6 protein-coding genes, 6 rRNA genes and 1 riboswitch are annotated in these 18,549 nt (G+C 44.5%); of the genes, 10 read left to right on the forward strand and 2 right to left on the reverse strand.

Annotation, left to right across the window (positions count from 1 at the left end):
* Positions 1-50: 50 nt before the first annotated feature.
* From guaA to rrf (ACSBPO_RS00500), 10 genes are all read left to right on the forward strand, one after another.
* Complete coding sequence (gene guaA / locus ACSBPO_RS00455) at positions 51-1,571, forward strand: glutamine-hydrolyzing GMP synthase (protein WP_442600276.1); 1,521 nt, start codon at positions 51-53, stop codon at positions 1,569-1,571.
* 93 nt (positions 1,572-1,664) lie between these two features.
* Positions 1,665-1,766: riboswitch (purine riboswitch) on the forward strand.
* 140 nt (positions 1,767-1,906) lie between these two features.
* Positions 1,907-3,235: an NCS2 family permease gene (locus ACSBPO_RS00460; protein WP_442597701.1), complete on the forward strand. Its 1,329-nt coding sequence runs from the start codon at positions 1,907-1,909 to the stop codon at positions 3,233-3,235.
* Positions 3,236-3,354: 119 nt separating this feature from the next.
* On the forward strand, positions 3,355-4,197 hold the full coding sequence (gene glcT, locus ACSBPO_RS00465; protein WP_442597703.1) for a glucose PTS transporter transcription antiterminator GlcT: 843 nt from the start codon (positions 3,355-3,357) through the stop codon (positions 4,195-4,197).
* A 185-nt stretch (positions 4,198-4,382) separates the two neighbouring features.
* A complete protein-coding gene (gene ptsG / locus ACSBPO_RS00470) occupies positions 4,383-6,449 on the forward strand; it encodes a glucose-specific PTS transporter subunit IIBC (RefSeq protein ID WP_442597705.1) in 2,067 nt (688 codons plus the stop codon).
* A gap of 336 nt (positions 6,450-6,785) precedes the next feature.
* Positions 6,786-8,335 (forward strand): 16S ribosomal RNA (locus tag ACSBPO_RS00475).
* Positions 8,336-8,557: 222 nt separating this feature from the next.
* A 23S ribosomal RNA gene (locus ACSBPO_RS00480) occupies positions 8,558-11,494 on the forward strand.
* Positions 11,495-11,610: 116 nt separating this feature from the next.
* Positions 11,611-11,726: ribosomal RNA gene (gene rrf / locus ACSBPO_RS00485) — 5S ribosomal RNA — on the forward strand.
* 280 nt (positions 11,727-12,006) lie between these two features.
* A 16S ribosomal RNA gene (locus ACSBPO_RS00490) occupies positions 12,007-13,556 on the forward strand.
* 222 nt (positions 13,557-13,778) lie between these two features.
* Positions 13,779-16,715, forward strand: a 23S ribosomal RNA gene (locus ACSBPO_RS00495).
* 118 nt (positions 16,716-16,833) lie between these two features.
* Positions 16,834-16,949, forward strand: a 5S ribosomal RNA gene (gene rrf / locus ACSBPO_RS00500).
* Together the 16S, 23S and 5S rRNA genes form the textbook arrangement of a ribosomal RNA operon.
* 252 nt (positions 16,950-17,201) lie before the next feature.
* Here the strand turns inward: rrf (ACSBPO_RS00500) and ACSBPO_RS00505 are convergent.
* On the reverse strand, positions 17,202-17,627 hold the full coding sequence (locus ACSBPO_RS00505) for a flavoprotein (protein WP_442597707.1): 426 nt from the start codon (positions 17,625-17,627) through the stop codon (positions 17,202-17,204).
* Positions 17,628-17,649: 22 nt separating this feature from the next.
* Positions 17,650-18,516 (reverse strand): GNAT family N-acetyltransferase, encoded by an 867-nt coding sequence (locus ACSBPO_RS00510; RefSeq protein ID WP_442597709.1) that lies wholly within the window; start codon positions 18,514-18,516, stop codon positions 17,650-17,652.
* Between the last annotated feature and the right edge of the window lie 33 nt (positions 18,517-18,549).

Here is an 18,549-nt window from a genome sequence, read left to right on the forward strand (position 1 = left end):
TAATCTTTAGAAAGTGGTGACCAATCGTGAAAGATGTTCAAAACCAAGAAATGATTGTCGTACTTGATTTTGGTAGTCAATACAACCAGTTAATTACTAGACGTATTAGGGAATTCGGCGTCTACAGTGAATTGCATCCACATACAATTACTGCAGAAGATATTAAAAAGATGAACCCAACAGGAATTATTTTCTCCGGTGGCCCAAACAGTGTATACGAAGAAAATTCCTTCCGTTGTGATGAAGCGATTTTTGAATTGGGTATTCCTATATTGGGAATCTGTTATGGAATGCAATTAATGACCTTGCATTTTGGCGGAAAAGTAGAAAAAGCTAAGCATCGTGAATACGGAAAAGCAACGATTGATGTACAAAATCCTTCCCTTCTTTTCAGAGACCTTCCGGAACAACAGGTAGTTTGGATGAGTCATGGTGATTTAGTCGTTGAAACACCAAGTGGATTTACTATCGATGCAACGAATCCTTCTTGTCCAATTGCGGCAATGAGTGATTTGTCTCGTAAGTTATATGCTGTTCAATTCCATCCAGAGGTATTACACTCTGTATACGGAAATGATTTGCTGAAGAACTTTGTGTTCGGAGTTTGTGAAGCAAGTGGAAATTGGTCAATGGAAAATTTTATTGAGGTAGAAATGGCCAAAATTCGCCAAACGGTTGGTGATAAACAGGTTCTTTGTGCGTTAAGCGGTGGAGTAGATTCCTCGGTTGTCGCGGTTCTGATTCATAAAGCGATTGGTGACCAATTAACATGTATCTTTGTGGATCATGGGTTATTGCGTAAAGATGAAGCGGAAGGCGTTATGAAGACCTTCTCAGAAGGTTTTAACATGAATGTTATTAAGGTAGACGCAAAGGAACGCTTCTTAAGCAAACTTAAAGGTGTGTCAGACCCAGAACAAAAACGAAAAATTATCGGTAACGAATTCATCTATGTATTCGATGATGAAGCCGCTAAGCTACAAGGGATTGAATTTTTAGCACAAGGTACTTTATATACCGATATTATTGAAAGTGGTACGGCTACGGCACAAACCATTAAATCCCACCATAACGTAGGTGGTCTACCAGAAGACATGCAATTTACTTTAATTGAGCCATTAAATACTTTATTTAAAGATGAAGTTCGAGCACTAGGAACAGAACTTGGAATTCCTGATGAAATTGTCTGGAGACAACCATTCCCAGGACCAGGATTAGGTATTCGTGTCTTAGGAGAAATTTCAGAGGACAAGCTTGAAATCGTCCGTGAATCAGATGCCATTTTACGTGATGAAATTAAGAAAGCTGGACTAGATCGCGACATCTGGCAGTACTTTACGGTATTACCCGATATTCGCAGTGTTGGTGTCATGGGAGATGCAAGAACCTATGACTATACAATCGGAATCAGAGCTGTTACGTCTATAGATGGTATGACTTCCGATTGGGCAAGAATTCCTTGGGATGTGTTAGAAACCATCTCAACTAGAATTGTAAATGAAGTTGCACATGTCAATCGAGTCGTGTATGACATTACAAGTAAACCGCCAGCAACGATTGAGTGGGAATAAAAAAGTAAATACACGAACATTAAAACGGACATTTGAAAAAATGTTCGTTTTTTTATTGACTAGTACGAAATATCTAGGTATAATAAAGATGAAATTAAATATGTCGTTTTACGTCGTATAATGTTGGGAATATGGCCCAAGAGTTTCTACCGAGCTACCGTAAATGGCTTGACTACGAGGTGAGTGTTTGAATATATATTAGGGGTTATATCGCTATTATTTTATTATCTATGCCCTAATTATTTTCCACATACCTTTGTCAACGCTTCGGTGAGCTATAACCGAAGTGTTTTTTGTTTTTTGGGGAATCCTATACGACAAAAGGAGGAAAAACAGTGAAAAAGTATTTTCAGTTTGAAGAACTTGGAACCAATTATCGTCGTGAATTTATGGGTGGTCTTACAACCTTCCTGGCGATGGCTTACATCTTAATTGTCAATCCAATCACACTTACCTTAGCAAATATTAAGGATTTACCAGATGCGCTTAGAATGGATTATGGGGCGGTTTTTGTTGCTACTGCATTAGCAGCAGCAATCGGATCCATTATTATGGGGCTACTTGGTAAATATCCTCTTGCTTTAGCTCCAGGTATGGGGTTAAATGCTTTCTTTGCTTATACGGTGGTTTTAGGAAGTGGAATTCCTTGGCAACATGCTTTAGGAGCCGTGTTAATCTCAGGTGTATTTTTCCTACTATTAACCCTTTCTGGTTTACGTGAAAAAATTATTAATGCAATTCCAATTGATTTAAAGCATGCAGTTGGTGCAGGTATTGGTTTATTTATAACATTTATTGGTTTCCAAAACGCAGGTATTATTGTCAACAATGATGCTACTCTAGTAGGACTTGGTGACCTATCAAATCCAAATACGTTATTAGCGATTTTCGGAATTTTAGTATCCGTTATTTTAATGACAAGAGGCATTAAAGGTGGCGTATTCTACGGAATGGTCATCACGGTCATTGTAGGTATGATCTTCGGTTTAATTGATACACCGCATAAAGTGGTAGACGCTGTACCAAGTTTAAAACCAACGTTTGGCGCAGTATTTTCATCTTTTGGAGATAGCTCTTTTTATACATCAACTATGTTAGGGATCATCTTAACGTTCCTATTTGTAGATTTCTTTGATAATGCAGGTACATTAGTAGCAGTTGCTAACCAAGCCGGTTTAATGAAAGATAATAAGTTACCTCGTGCTGGTAAAGCGTTATTCGCTGATTCAATCGCATCTATTTGTGGGTCCATATTAGGAACTTCTACCACAACATCTTACATTGAATCATCTGCAGGGGTAGCGGCAGGAGCTAAAACAGGCTTTGCCTCACTTGTAACAGCAGGTTTGTTCATTTTATCTTTATTCTTCTTCCCGTTATTAGAAGTGGTAACAGCACCAGTTACAGCACCAGCGTTAATTATTGTCGGTGTGTTAATGGTTTCATCATTAGGAAAAATTGACTGGAGTCGTTTTGAAATCGCGGTTCCTGCCTTCTTAACGATGATTGCAATGCCATTATCTTATAGTATTGCAACAGGTATTGCAGTTGGGTTTATCTTCTATCCAGTAACCATGATTGTAAAAGGTAAAGTGAAGGAAGTTCACCCAATTATGTATTTCTTATTTGCTATCTTTGTATGTTATTTCATATTTTTAATATAATATGAAAGAAGACCTTACTAGTTATTGGTAAGGTCTTTTTTTATCCTTTAAGTTGACTTTTTATCGTACAAACAACAGAATGGGTATTGGTCGAATTGTGTCGAAAAAGGGGTATATGCATGGTGGAATTAACGGTAAAAAAGGTGCTAAATAATAATGTCTTAATTGCAGACCATTTGAATTATGGTGAAGTGATTGTAATCGGGAATGGAATAGGGTTTAATCGAAAAAAAGGTGACGAGTTGTCTGCAGAAGCGATTGAGAAGCTCTTTGTTTTAACAAATGAACGAGAGCAAACTAATTATTTGAAGTTACTCCCTTTTATTGAAGATAAAACTCAAAAAGTCATAATTTCAGCAGTAGAACTGATTAAACAAAAAATGCAATCTCCTTTATACGAACATATCCATGTTGCTTTTACAGACCATTTACTTTTTGCCATTAATCGAATAAAAAATGGATTAGAATTAGGTAACCCTTTCTTAATGGAAACAAAGACTTTATATCCTGAAGAATACACGATTGCTTTAGAGGTGGTTAACCTCATTAATCACCAATTAAATCTATCGCTGCCAGAAGGTGAAGCAGGGTTTATTGCCCTTCATATCCATAGTGCAGTAACAAATAAAAACATATCAGAAGTGAATCAATATAATCAGCTCATCTCAAGGTTAATTGATATGGTGGAGGAAAAATTTCAATTTACCATTGATAAAGAAAGCATCGATTATATGAGATTGGTTCGTCATTTACGATTTACCATCGAGCGTGTAAAAAATGAAGAAATTGTGAAAGAACCAGAAAAAATTGCATTACTATTGAAGAATGAATACCCTGTGTGCTACAATCTCTCATGGAAACTCATAAAAGTGATGCAACAAGCACTGCAAAAGCCAATATATGATGCGGAAGCTGTCTATTTAACCATGCATTTGCAAAGGCTTCAAAATAAACATGAATAATTTATACTTATTTTACGTGTTACTGATTCGATCAGGCATGAGTAAAAGAAGATAATTGAAATGGAAACTTAGGGGTAATCTATCCTTAAGACCATTCATTATTTCTTTTCTCATGCCTTTTTTGTTTTTTGTGGTAAATTTTGTTACCGCTTTTATGAGATAAAAATTTAAAGGAGGAATAGCCAATGTTTAAAAAAGCATTTGGTGTTTTACAAAAAGTCGGCAAGGCGTTAATGCTACCTGTCGCTCTTTTACCGGCTGCTGGTATTTTATTGGCATTAGGTGCCGCTTTGAAAAACCCGGTACTATTAGATATAGCACCGTTCTTAGACAATAGTGGAGTAAGAATGGTTGCTTCTATTATGGAGAGTGCAGGGAATATTGTTTTTGGTAACCTAGCTTTACTATTCGCTGTTGGGGTTGCCGTTGGTTTAGCTGGAGGAGAAGGAGTAGCCGGTCTTGCGGCGATTATTGGATATCTCATCATGAATGTAACGATGGGTACCGCTCTTGGCCTTACTCCAGAAGATGTGAATGGTTTAAACTATGCAAGTATATTAGGAGTTCCAACATTACAAACAGGTGTATTTGGTGGGATTATCGTTGGGATAATCGCTGCAGCCCTGTATAATCGCTTCTATGAAATTGAATTACCTTCTTATTTAGGGTTCTTTGCAGGAAAACGTTTTGTTCCTATTATCACAGCTGGAACTGCGATTGTTCTTGGTTTAATTATGTTAGTTATTTGGCCGCCAATCCAAACCGGCTTAAATGCATTCTCACAAAACATGGTGCATGCAAACCTTACCGTGTCAGCTTTTATTTTTGGTTTAATCGAGCGTTCATTAATTCCTTTTGGATTACACCATATTTTCTACTCACCATTCTGGTATGAGTTTGGGGAATATACAACAAAGGCTGGAGAAGTGGTTCGTGGTGACCAACGTATTTTCATGGCTCAAATTAGTGATAATGTTCAAAATCTGACTGCTGGTACATTTATGACAGGTAAATTCCCGTTCATGATGTTCGGTTTACCTGCAGCGGCTCTAGCGATTTATCATGAAGCGCGTCCAGAAAGAAAGGTTGTAGTTGGTGGTTTAATGGCATCAGCGGCTTTAACTTCTTTCTTAACAGGTATTACAGAACCAATTGAATTTTCATTCTTATTCGTAGCACCTATACTATTTGCTATTCATGCCGTTTTTGCTGGATTATCCTTTATGGTTATGCATTTATTAGATGTAAAAATTGGTATGACATTCTCAGGCGGTTTAATTGACTACATTTTGTTTGGATTAATTAATCCGCAAACACATGCGTGGTTAGTGATTCCAGTTGGATTAGTTTTTGCTGTCATCTACTATTTCGGATTCCGTTTTGCTATCCGTAAGTTTAATCTAAAAACTCCGGGACGCGAAGTGGAAGAGCAAGATGACGATCAGGTTGCTCCGGGAAAAGGCGGAAATCTTCCGTATCAAATTCTAGAAGCAATGGGCGGTAAAGAAAATATTGCTCATCTAGATGCTTGTATTACTCGTCTTCGTGTATCTGTAAACGATGTTAATGATGTTAATAAAGAACAATTGAAAAAACTTGGTGCTGCTGGAGTATTGGAAGTAGGTAACAACATTCAAGCTATTTTTGGACCTCGTTCTGAGACAATTAAAGGTCAAATGAAAGATATTATGAGTGGGAAAAAGCCAGTTGCAATTGAGAAAGCACCAGAAAAAGGTGTGGAACAACAAATAGAAGAAGTTAATCCAGAAGCGCTTCAAACTAAAAATGATAAAGAAGAAGCATTTATTTCACCAATTGCAGGAGAAATTAAACCGATAACTGATGTACCTGATCAGGTTTTCTCCGGAAAGATGATGGGAGATGGATTTGCGATAGTTCCAAGTGAAGGTATGATTGTATCACCAGTAAATGGGAAAGTAATTAACCTTTTCCCTACAAAACATGCATTAGGCTTATTGTCTGATGACGGAAGAGAGATCTTAATCCATGTTGGAATTGATACTGTAAAACTAAAAGGTGAAGGGTTTGAAACACTTGTATCTGAAAATGATCGAGTGGAAGCAGGACAGCCTTTATTGAAAGTGGATCTAGAGTATATAAAAGCAAATGCACCTTCGATTATCACGCCAATCGTGTTCACAAATCTTGGGCAGGGTGAAAGTATCCAAATTAAAAAACCAGGGCAGGTTGCTCTAAAAGAAGAAAATGTGATTGAAATTGTAAAAGCATAGAAGGAACCGGCCGAATATGGCCGGTTTTTTCATTATATAGAAGTAAGTAATAGAATTTTTAACTGTAAATATTTACAAGCTTATATTTGGTTGACTTTAAATTATGACGGTGATAATATAGTTTAGGTCGACAGCGACAGAGTTAATAACATTTCGATAGTGAAAAAAGTTATTGACATTAAATCGCTGAAATGATATATTAATACAGTCGCTTTTGGGCGATGAGTTAATTTGCCCTTTGAAAACTAAACAACCAAACATTAACAAAGGTAAGGCTTCTATTATAGAAGTTTTTAAAAAAAGCCAGAGTAAACTTTATGAGCTATATCAAACACTTTATTGGAGAGTTTGATCCTGGCTCAGGACGAACGCTGGCGGCGTGCCTAATACATGCAAGTCGAGCGAATCTTTAGGAGCTTGCTCCTGAAGGTTAGCGGCGGACGGGTGAGTAACACGTGGGCAACCTGCCTGTAAGACTGGGATAACTTCGGGAAACCGGAGCTAATACCGGATAATCCTTTCTCTCTCATGAGGGAAAGCTGAAAGACGGTTTCGGCTGTCACTTACAGATGGGCCCGCGGCGCATTAGCTAGTTGGTGAGGTAACGGCTCACCAAGGCGACGATGCGTAGCCGACCTGAGAGGGTGATCGGCCACACTGGGACTGAGACACGGCCCAGACTCCTACGGGAGGCAGCAGTAGGGAATCTTCCGCAATGGACGAAAGTCTGACGGAGCAACGCCGCGTGAGCGATGAAGGCCTTCGGGTCGTAAAGCTCTGTTGTTAGGGAAGAACAAGTACCGGAGTAACTGCCGGTACCTTGACGGTACCTAACCAGAAAGCCACGGCTAACTACGTGCCAGCAGCCGCGGTAATACGTAGGTGGCAAGCGTTGTCCGGAATTATTGGGCGTAAAGCGCGCGCAGGCGGTCCTTTAAGTCTGATGTGAAAGCCCACGGCTCAACCGTGGAGGGTCATTGGAAACTGGGGGACTTGAGTACAGAAGAGGAAAGTGGAATTCCACGTGTAGCGGTGAAATGCGTAGAGATGTGGAGGAACACCAGTGGCGAAGGCGACTTTCTGGTCTGTAACTGACGCTGAGGCGCGAAAGCGTGGGGAGCAAACAGGATTAGATACCCTGGTAGTCCACGCCGTAAACGATGAGTGCTAAGTGTTAGAGGGTTTCCGCCCTTTAGTGCTGCAGCTAACGCATTAAGCACTCCGCCTGGGGAGTACGGTCGCAAGACTGAAACTCAAAGGAATTGACGGGGGCCCGCACAAGCGGTGGAGCATGTGGTTTAATTCGAAGCAACGCGAAGAACCTTACCAGGTCTTGACATCCTCTGACAACCCTAGAGATAGGGCTTTCCCCTTCGGGGGACAGAGTGACAGGTGGTGCATGGTTGTCGTCAGCTCGTGTCGTGAGATGTTGGGTTAAGTCCCGCAACGAGCGCAACCCTTGATCTTAGTTGCCAGCATTTAGTTGGGCACTCTAAGGTGACTGCCGGTGACAAACCGGAGGAAGGTGGGGATGACGTCAAATCATCATGCCCCTTATGACCTGGGCTACACACGTGCTACAATGGATGGTACAAAGGGCTGCAAGACCGCGAGGTTAAGCGAATCCCATAAAACCATTCTCAGTTCGGATTGCAGGCTGCAACTCGCCTGCATGAAGCTGGAATCGCTAGTAATCGCGGATCAGCATGCCGCGGTGAATACGTTCCCGGGCCTTGTACACACCGCCCGTCACACCACGAGAGTTTGTAACACCCGAAGTCGGTGGGGTAACCGTAAGGAGCCAGCCGCCTAAGGTGGGACAGATGATTGGGGTGAAGTCGTAACAAGGTAGCCGTATCGGAAGGTGCGGCTGGATCACCTCCTTTCTAAGGAATATAAGTGACCATTGGTCACAAAAAAACATTTAAATCTTTGGTGTTAATTGTTTGGTGTTTAGTTTTGAGAGAGCAATCTCTCGGTAGCTATTTAGGTAGCTACTACTACTTGTTCCTTGAAAACTAGATAATCGTATAGAAGAAACCAAGTAAAAACCGAGTAATTGCCATTTTAGTTTCTCTCTTATTTTATAGTAAGAGAATTAACCTTTAGGTTAAGTTAATAAGGGCGCACGGTGGATGCCTTGGCACTAGGAGCCGATGAAGGACGGGACTAACGCCGATATGCTCCGGGGAGCTGTAAGTAAGCTTTGATCCGGAGATTTCCGAATGGGGAAACCCACTGCTCGTAATGGAGTAGTATCTTTACCTGAATACATAGGGTACTGATGGCATACCCGGGGAACTGAAACATCTAAGTACCCGGAGGAAGAGAAAGCAAACGCGATTCCCTGAGTAGCGGCGAGCGAAACGGGACATAGCCCAAACCAAGAGGCTTGCCTCTTGGGGTTGTAGGACACTCAACATGGAGTTACAAAGGAACGGGGTAGATGAACAGATCTGGAAAGATCGGTCAGAGAAGGTAAAAACCCTGTAGTCGAAACTTCGTTCCCTCCTGAGTGGATCCTGAGTACGGCCGGACACGAGAAATCCGGTCGGAAGCAGGGAGGACCATCTCCCAAGGCTAAATACTCCCTAGTGACCGATAGTGAACCAGTACCGTGAGGGAAAGGTGAAAAGCACCCCGGAAGGGGAGTGAAAAAGATCCTGAAACCGTGTGCCTACAAGTAGTTAGAGCCCGTTAATGGGTGATAGCGTGCCTTTTGTAGAATGAACCGGCGAGTTACGATTACATGCAAGGTTAAGTTGATAAGACGGAGCCGCAGCGAAAGCGAGTCTGAATAGGGCGAATGAGTATGTGGTCGTAGACCCGAAACCAGGTGATCTACCCATGTCCAGGGTGAAGTCCAGGTAACACTGGATGGAGGCCCGAACCCACGCACGTTGAAAAGTGCGGGGATGAGGTGTGGGTAGCGGAGAAATTCCAATCGAACTTGGAGATAGCTGGTTCTCTCCGAAATAGCTTTAGGGCTAGCCTCACGTAGTAAGAGTCTTGGAGGTAGAGCACTGTTTGGACTAGGGGCCCTCATCGGGTTACCGAATTCAGACAAACTCCGAATGCCAAAGACTTATCCGTGGGAGTCAGACTGCGAGTGATAAGATCCGTAGTCAAAAGGGAAACAGCCCAGACCACCAGCTAAGGTCCCAAAGTTTACGTTAAGTGGAAAAGGATGTGGAGTTGCTTAGACAACCAGGATGTTGGCTTAGAAGCAGCCACCATTTAAAGAGTGCGTAATAGCTCACTGGTCGAGTGACTCTGCGCCGAAAATGTACCGGGGCTAAACGTAACACCGAAGCTGTGGATTGACACCGTATGGTGTCAGTGGTAGGAGAGCGTTCTAAGGGCGTTGAAGCTAGACCGTAAGGACTGGTGGAGCGCTTAGAAGTGAGAATGCCGGTATGAGTAGCGAAAGATGGGTGAGAATCCCATCCACCGTATGCCTAAGGTTTCCTGAGGAAGGCTCGTCCGCTCAGGGTTAGTCGGGACCTAAGCCGAGGCCGAAAGGCGTAGGCGATGGATAACAGGTTGATATTCCTGTACCACCTCTTTATCGTTTGAGCAATGGGGGGACGCAGAAGGATAGGGTAAGCGCACTGTTGGATATGTGCGTCTAAGCAGTTAGGCTGGTAACGAGGCAAATCCCGTTACCGTGAAGGTTGAGCTGTGATAGCGAGGGAAATATAGTACCGAAGTTCCTGATTCCACGCTGCCAAGAAAAGCCTCTAGCGAGATAAAAGGTGCCCGTACCGCAAACCGACACAGGTAGGCGAGGAGAGAATCCTAAGGTGTGCGAGAGAACTCTCGTTAAGGAACTCGGCAAAATGACCCCGTAACTTCGGGAGAAGGGGTGCTTTTTGGGGTGAATAGCCTCGAAAAGCCGCAGTGAATAGGCCCAGGCGACTGTTTAGCAAAAACACAGGTCTCTGCGAAGCCGTAAGGCGAAGTATAGGGGCTGACGCCTGCCCGGTGCTGGAAGGTTAAGAGGAGGGGTTAGCGCAAGCGAAGCTCTGAATCGAAGCCCCAGTAAACGGCGGCCGTAACTATAACGGTCCTAAGGTAGCGAAATTCCTTGTCGGGTAAGTTCCGACCCGCACGAAAGGCGTAACGATCTGGGCACTGTCTCAACGAGAGACTCGGTGAAATTATAGTACCTGTGAAGATGCAGGTTACCCGCGACAGGACGGAAAGACCCCGTGGAGCTTTACTGTAGCCTGATATTGAATTTTGGTACAGCTTGTACAGGATAGGTAGGAGCCTGAGAAGCCGGAGCGCCAGCTTCGGTGGAGGCGTCGGTGGGATACTACCCTGGCTGTATTGAAATTCTAACCCGCACCCCTCTATCGGGGTGGGAGACAGTGTCAGGTGGGCAGTTTGACTGGGGCGGTCGCCTCCTAAAGAGTAACGGAGGCGCCCAAAGGTTCCCTCAGAATGGTTGGAAATCATTCGTAGAGTGTAAAGGCACAAGGGAGCTTGACTGCGAGACCTACAAGTCGAGCAGGGACGAAAGTCGGGCTTAGTGATCCGGTGGTTCCGCATGGAAGGGCCATCGCTCAACGGATAAAAGCTACCCCGGGGATAACAGGCTTATCTCCCCCAAGAGTCCACATCGACGGGGAGGTTTGGCACCTCGATGTCGGCTCATCGCATCCTGGGGCTGTAGTCGGTCCCAAGGGTTGGGCTGTTCGCCCATTAAAGCGGTACGCGAGCTGGGTTCAGAACGTCGTGAGACAGTTCGGTCCCTATCCGTCGTGGGCGTAGGAAATTTGAGAGGAGCTGTCCTTAGTACGAGAGGACCGGGATGGACGCACCGCTGGTGTACCAGTTGTCTTGCCAAAGGCATCGCTGGGTAGCTATGTGCGGACGGGATAAGTGCTGAAAGCATCTAAGCATGAAGCCCCCCTCAAGATGAGATTTCCCATAGCGTAAGCTAGTAAGAACCCTGAAAGATGATCAGGTTGATAGGTCAGAGGTGGAAGCGCGGTGACGTGTGGAGCTGACTGATACTAATCGTTCGAGGACTTAACCAAAACATTTGGATATCCAAATAAGGCAAACTTGTTTTTACTTCTTCTAATACATTATCTAGTTTTGAGGGAACAAGACTTTTTCACGTAAGTGAAAAGAGTTTACCTCAACAAAATAGTCTGGTGGCGATGGCGAGAAGGTCACACCCGTTCCCATACCGAACACGGAAGTTAAGCTTCTCAGCGCCGATGGTAGTTGGAGGATTCCTCCTGTGAGAGTAGGACGTCGCCAGGCGAAAATACATAGAATCCATTTCTGTGTTTTTTTATCCCGATAAGATAAGTTTTATATTGTATTTTAACACCGATAGTGTTGTGATTTGAAAGTTCACTTTTCAACTATTAAACTATTAAAAAGTTGTTGACGTGAACGTAATAAAATGATATGATATAAAAGTTGTCTCATTAAATTGTTCTTTGAAAACTAAACAACCAAACATTAACAAAGGTAAGACTTCTATTATAGAAGCTTTTAAAAAAAGCCAGAGTAAACTTTATGAGCTATATCAAACACTTTATTGGAGAGTTTGATCCTGGCTCAGGACGAACGCTGGCGGCGTGCCTAATACATGCAAGTCGAGCGAATCTTTAGGAGCTTGCTCCTGAAGGTTAGCGGCGGACGGGTGAGTAACACGTGGGCAACCTGCCTGTAAGACTGGGATAACTTCGGGAAACCGGAGCTAATACCGGATAATCCTTTCTCTCTCATGAGGGAAAGCTGAAAGACGGTTTCGGCTGTCACTTACAGATGGGCCCGCGGCGCATTAGCTAGTTGGTGAGGTAACGGCTCACCAAGGCGACGATGCGTAGCCGACCTGAGAGGGTGATCGGCCACACTGGGACTGAGACACGGCCCAGACTCCTACGGGAGGCAGCAGTAGGGAATCTTCCGCAATGGACGAAAGTCTGACGGAGCAACGCCGCGTGAACGATGAAGGCCTTCGGGTCGTAAAGTTCTGTTGTTAGGGAAGAACAAGTACCGGAGTAACTGCCGGTACCTTGACGGTACCTAACCAGAAAGCCACGGCTAACTACGTGCCAGCAGCCGCGGTAATACGTAGGTGGCAAGCGTTGTCCGGAATTATTGGGCGTAAAGCGCGCGCAGGCGGTCCTTTAAGTCTGATGTGAAAGCCCACGGCTCAACCGTGGAGGGTCATTGGAAACTGGGGGACTTGAGTACAGAAGAGGAAAGTGGAATTCCACGTGTAGCGGTGAAATGCGTAGAGATGTGGAGGAACACCAGTGGCGAAGGCGACTTTCTGGTCTGTAACTGACGCTGAGGCGCGAAAGCGTGGGGAGCAAACAGGATTAGATACCCTGGTAGTCCACGCCGTAAACGATGAGTGCTAAGTGTTAGAGGGTTTCCGCCCTTTAGTGCTGCAGCTAACGCATTAAGCACTCCGCCTGGGGAGTACGGTCGCAAGACTGAAACTCAAAGGAATTGACGGGGGCCCGCACAAGCGGTGGAGCATGTGGTTTAATTCGAAGCAACGCGAAGAACCTTACCAGGTCTTGACATCCTCTGACAACCCTAGAGATAGGGCTTTCCCCTTCGGGGGACAGAGTGACAGGTGGTGCATGGTTGTCGTCAGCTCGTGTCGTGAGATGTTGGGTTAAGTCCCGCAACGAGCGCAACCCTTGATCTTAGTTGCCAGCATTTAGTTGGGCACTCTAAGGTGACTGCCGGTGACAAACCGGAGGAAGGTGGGGATGACGTCAAATCATCATGCCCCTTATGACCTGGGCTACACACGTGCTACAATGGATGGTACAAAGGGCTGCAAGACCGCGAGGTTAAGCGAATCCCATAAAACCATTCTCAGTTCGGATTGCAGGCTGCAACTCGCCTGCATGAAGCTGGAATCGCTAGTAATCGCGGATCAGCATGCCGCGGTGAATACGTTCCCGGGCCTTGTACACACCGCCCGTCACACCACGAGAGTTTGTAACACCCGAAGTCGGTGGGGTAACCATAAGGAGCCAGCCGCCTAAGGTGGGACAGATGATTGGGGTGAAGTCGTAACAAGGTAGCCGTATCGGAAGGTGCGGCTGGATCACCTCCTTTCTAAGGAATATAAGTGACCATTGGTCACAAAAAAACATTTAAATCTTTGGTGTTAATTGTTTGGTGTTTAGTTTTGAGAGAGCAATCTCTCGGTAGCTATTTAGGTAGCTACTACTACTTGTTCCTTGAAAACTAGATAATCGTATAGAAGAAACCAAGTAAAAACCGAGTAATTGCCATTTTAGTTTCTCTCTTATTTTATAGTAAGAGAATTAACCTTTAGGTTAAGTTAATAAGGGCGCACGGTGGATGCCTTGGCACTAGGAGCCGATGAAGGACGGGACTAACGCCGATATGCTCCGGGGAGCTGTAAGTAAGCTTTGATCCGGAGATTTCCGAATGGGGAAACCCACTGCTCGTAATGGAGTAGTATCTTTACCTGAATACATAGGGTACTGATGGCATACCCGGGGAACTGAAACATCTAAGTACCCGGAGGAAGAGAAAGCAAACGCGATTCCCTGAGTAGCGGCGAGCGAAACGGGACATAGCCCAAACCAAGAGGCTTGCCTCTTGGGGTTGTAGGACACTCAACATGGAGTTACAAAGGAACGGGGTAGATGAACAGATCTGGAAAGATCGGTCAGAGAAGGTAAAAACCCTGTAGTCGAAACTTCGTTCCCTCCTGAGTGGATCCTGAGTACGGCCGGACACGAGAAATCCGGTCGGAAGCAGGGAGGACCATCTCCCAAGGCTAAATACTCCCTAGTGACCGATAGTGAACCAGTACCGTGAGGGAAAGGTGAAAAGCACCCCGGAAGGGGAGTGAAAAAGATCCTGAAACCGTGTGCCTACAAGTAGTTAGAGCCCGTTAATGGGTGATAGCGTGCCTTTTGTAGAATGAACCGGCGAGTTACGATTACATGCAAGGTTAAGTTGATAAGACGGAGCCGCAGCGAAAGCGAGTCTGAATAGGGCGAATGAGTATGTGGTCGTAGACCCGAAACCAGGTGATCTACCCATGTCCAGGGTGAAGTCCAGGTAACACTGGATGGAGGCCCGAACCCACGCACGTTGAAAAGTGCGGGGATGAGGTGTGGGTAGCGGAGAAATTCCAATCGAACTTGGAGATAGCTGGTTCTCTCCGAAATAGCTTTAGGGCTAGCCTCACGTAGTAAGAGTCTTGGAGGTAGAGCACTGTTTGGACTAGGGGCCCTCATCGGGTTACCGAATTCAGACAAACTCCGAATGCCAAAGACTTATCCGTGGGAGTCAGACTGCGAGTGATAAGATCCGTAGTCAAAAGGGAAACAGCCCAGACCACCAGCTAAGGTCCCAAAGTTTACGTTAAGTGGAAAAGGATGTGGAGTTGCTTAGACAACCAGGATGTTGGCTTAGAAGCAGCCACCATTTAAAGAGTGCGTAATAGCTCACTGGTCGAGTGACTCTGCGCCGAAAATGTACCGGGGCTAAACGTAACACCGAAGCTGTGGATTGACACCGTATGGTGTCAGTGGTAGGAGAGCGTTCTAAGGGCGTTGAAGCTAGACCGTAAGGACTGGTGGAGCGCTTAGAAGTGAGAATGCCGGTATGAGTAGCGAAAGATGGGTGAGAATCCCATCCACCGTATGCCTAAGGTTTCCTGAGGAAGGCTCGTCCGCTCAGGGTTAGTCGGGACCTAAGCCGAGGCCGAAAGGCGTAGGCGATGGATAACAGGTTGATATTCCTGTACCACCTCTTTATCGTTTGAGCAATGGGGGGACGCAGAAGGATAGGGTAAGCGCACTGTTGGATATGTGCGTCTAAGCAGTTAGGCTGGTAACGAGGCAAATCCCGTTACCGTGAAGGCTGAGCTGTGATAGCGAGGGAAATATAGTACCGAAGTTCCTGATTCCACGCTGCCAAGAAAAGCCTCTAGCGAGATAAAAGGTGCCCGTACCGCAAACCGACACAGGTAGGCGAGGAGAGAATCCTAAGGTGTGCGAGAGAACTCTCGTTAAGGAACTCGGCAAAATGACCCCGTAACTTCGGGAGAAGGGGTGCTTTTTGGGGTGAATAGCCTCGAAAAGCCGCAGTGAATAGGCCCAGGCGACTGTTTAGCAAAAACACAGGTCTCTGCGAAGCCGTAAGGCGAAGTATAGGGGCTGACGCCTGCCCGGTGCTGGAAGGTTAAGAGGAGGGGTTAGCGCAAGCGAAGCTCTGAATCGAAGCCCCAGTAAACGGCGGCCGTAACTATAACGGTCCTAAGGTAGCGAAATTCCTTGTCGGGTAAGTTCCGACCCGCACGAAAGGCGTAACGATCTGGGCACTGTCTCAACGAGAGACTCGGTGAAATTATAGTACCTGTGAAGATGCAGGTTACCCGCGACAGGACGGAAAGACCCCGTGGAGCTTTACTGTAGCCTGATATTGAATTTTGGTACAGCTTGTACAGGATAGGTAGGAGCCTGAGAAGCCGGAGCGCCAGCTTCGGTGGAGGCGTCGGTGGGATACTACCCTGGCTGTATTGAAATTCTAACCCGCACCCCTCTATCGGGGTGGGAGACAGTGTCAGGTGGGCAGTTTGACTGGGGCGGTCGCCTCCTAAAGAGTAACGGAGGCGCCCAAAGGTTCCCTCAGAATGGTTGGAAATCATTCGTAGAGTGTAAAGGCACAAGGGAGCTTGACTGCGAGACCTACAAGTCGAGCAGGGACGAAAGTCGGGCTTAGTGATCCGGTGGTTCCGCATGGAAGGGCCATCGCTCAACGGATAAAAGCTACCCCGGGGATAACAGGCTTATCTCCCCCAAGAGTCCACATCGACGGGGAGGTTTGGCACCTCGATGTCGGCTCATCGCATCCTGGGGCTGTAGTCGGTCCCAAGGGTTGGGCTGTTCGCCCATTAAAGCGGTACGCGAGCTGGGTTCAGAACGTCGTGAGACAGTTCGGTCCCTATCCGTCGTGGGCGTAGGAAATTTGAGAGGAGCTGTCCTTAGTACGAGAGGACCGGGATGGACGCACCACTGGTGTACCAGTTGTCTTGCCAAAGGCATCGCTGGGTAGCTATGTGCGGACGGGATAAGTGCTGAAAGCATCTAAGCATGAAGCCCCCCTCAAGATGAGATTTCCCATAGCGTAAGCTAGTAAGAACCCTGAAAGATGATCAGGTTGATAGGTCAGAGGTGGAAGCGCGGTGACGTGTGGAGCTGACTGATACTAATCGTTCGAGGACTTAACCAAAACATTTGGATATCCAAATAAGGCAAACTTGTTTTTACTTCTTCTAATACATTATCTAGTTTTGAGGGAACAAGACTTTTTCACGTAAGTGAAAAGAGTTTACCTCAACAAAATATAGTCTGGTGGCGATGGCGAGAAGGTCACACCCGTTCCCATACCGAACACGGAAGTTAAGCTTCTCAGCGCCGATGGTAGTTGGAGGATTCCTCCTGTGAGAGTAGGACGTCGCCAGGCGATTAAGAACAACCTAAAAAGGTTGTTTTTTTGTGTTTTATAGGCTTTGATAGCTCCTATGTTTTGGTAATATTGTGACAAAGTTAGTAATAATCCAATTTTGGTTAGATATAATTCCAAAAGAGTCAGATATATGCGTAAAAGAGTCAGATAAATTCTAAATTTAGTCAGATATATGTATCTGTTAGCAAAAACAATTAAAAGATTTCCTCTAAAACATTTAATAACAAAGGAAAAACCAACCGAATTTTCTCAGTTGGCCCAGCTAAATGATAGTTTATTAAGTTTTTCTGTTCGAACCCCAGCTTCGATATAACTTCTAACTAAATGCCAATTAGAATTGTCTTCCTTTTTAAAGGTTTGAAAAAACAAGTTGGAAGTTTCTAATTGTTTTCCTTCTATAATGAGAGATGCAGCAAGTATAACCATGACTTCATCTTCTTTTAGTGGAATAGTTGAAATCTCACTCAAAACCCATTCACTACTTTGATTTTTAAAATAGGTAAAGGCTTGCTCCCAACCGGAAATAGATTCTTCATATCCAAAATCCACAATATCATTACCCGTTATTTCTCTTGCTTGATAGTCTTTCGAAATCATTTCTTTCAACTCGTTGATTGATGAGCTTTTCCAAATCTCTTTGTAGCGCTCAAAGAATTCTCTAAATTCCTTTGCCATATTAAACCTCCCTAAATAGAGCTTAGCCAAATATTTGGGCTGCGATCGCAAAAAGTGTTTTATTACGTGGTGGTAATTCCTTTCCATTAATAATCATAATGGGAGGGTTGCTTGCTTTGATAAAGCCACTTCTCTCAATAATCTCTATTAAACTTTCATTTCCAGATGGAATATCGATTCTTAAGGGTCCAAGATGATTTTTTGCTAGACAATCTATTAAAGAAAATGCCATGTGAGGGTTAGGGGCTACGATAGGCCCAAGGACTAGATGAACAGGTCCTTTTATAGATAGTCCATACCCAATAATCTGGTTATCTTCATTTTTTAGAATAAGTGCTTCTTGTGCTTGTGCCATTCTATTAACTAAAAATTGTTGTCTATTTTCCCCAAATGCCTTTTGGTCTAACTCAAAAACCTTCGAATAATCCTCCACTGTCATCGGGTGAATGTGTTGAACTTCATTATTAGTATGATTAGGAATATAGTGGTCACAAAGAAATTTATGTATGCTGTCAGTCGTTTGAAAACCCATTTTTTCATACATTGGTTTTCCAGCCTCAGTAGCAATCAACATCGTAATAGTTTGACTAGAGACAGAGTCTAAACATTTTTGCGTGGCCATTCTCCCTAATCCTAAACCTCTGTACAGATCATGGACAATGACCATTCCGATGGATGCAAAACTTTTTCCGTATTCCATAATGGCTGCACTCGAAATAACTTTACCTTTTTCATTTTTATGGCCAAAAATTTTCCCACAAGACATGACAGTTTGAATTTCATATCGATCATAATCCCAACCAACAGAAGCCGAAAGCTCTATCAATCCAGGAATATCATATTCATTGAACTGTACAAGCTGATGGGGAGATGATGTTGATAGATTCATTTTATAAGCTCCCAGAAGAAATAATATTTTCAT

Origin of the sequence: Neobacillus sp. D3-1R (assembly GCF_052180215.1) — a bacterium.
Taxonomy (GTDB): Bacteria; Bacillota; Bacilli; order Bacillales; family Cytobacillaceae; genus Pseudoneobacillus.

Coding starts and splice junctions, on each gene's coding strand:
- guaA (WP_442600276.1), top strand. CDS start 51: ATGATTGTCGTACTTGATTTTGGTAGTCAATACAACCAGTTAATTACT.
- glcT (WP_442597703.1), top strand. CDS start 3,355: ATGGTGGAATTAACGGTAAAAAAGGTGCTAAATAATAATGTCTTAATT.
- ptsG (WP_442597705.1), top strand. CDS start 4,383: ATGTTTAAAAAAGCATTTGGTGTTTTACAAAAAGTCGGCAAGGCGTTA.
- ACSBPO_RS00505 (WP_442597707.1), bottom strand. CDS start 17,627: ATGGCAAAGGAATTTAGAGAATTCTTTGAGCGCTACAAAGAGATTTGG.
- ACSBPO_RS00510 (WP_442597709.1), bottom strand. CDS start 18,516: ATGAATCTATCAACATCATCTCCCCATCAGCTTGTACAGTTCAATGAA.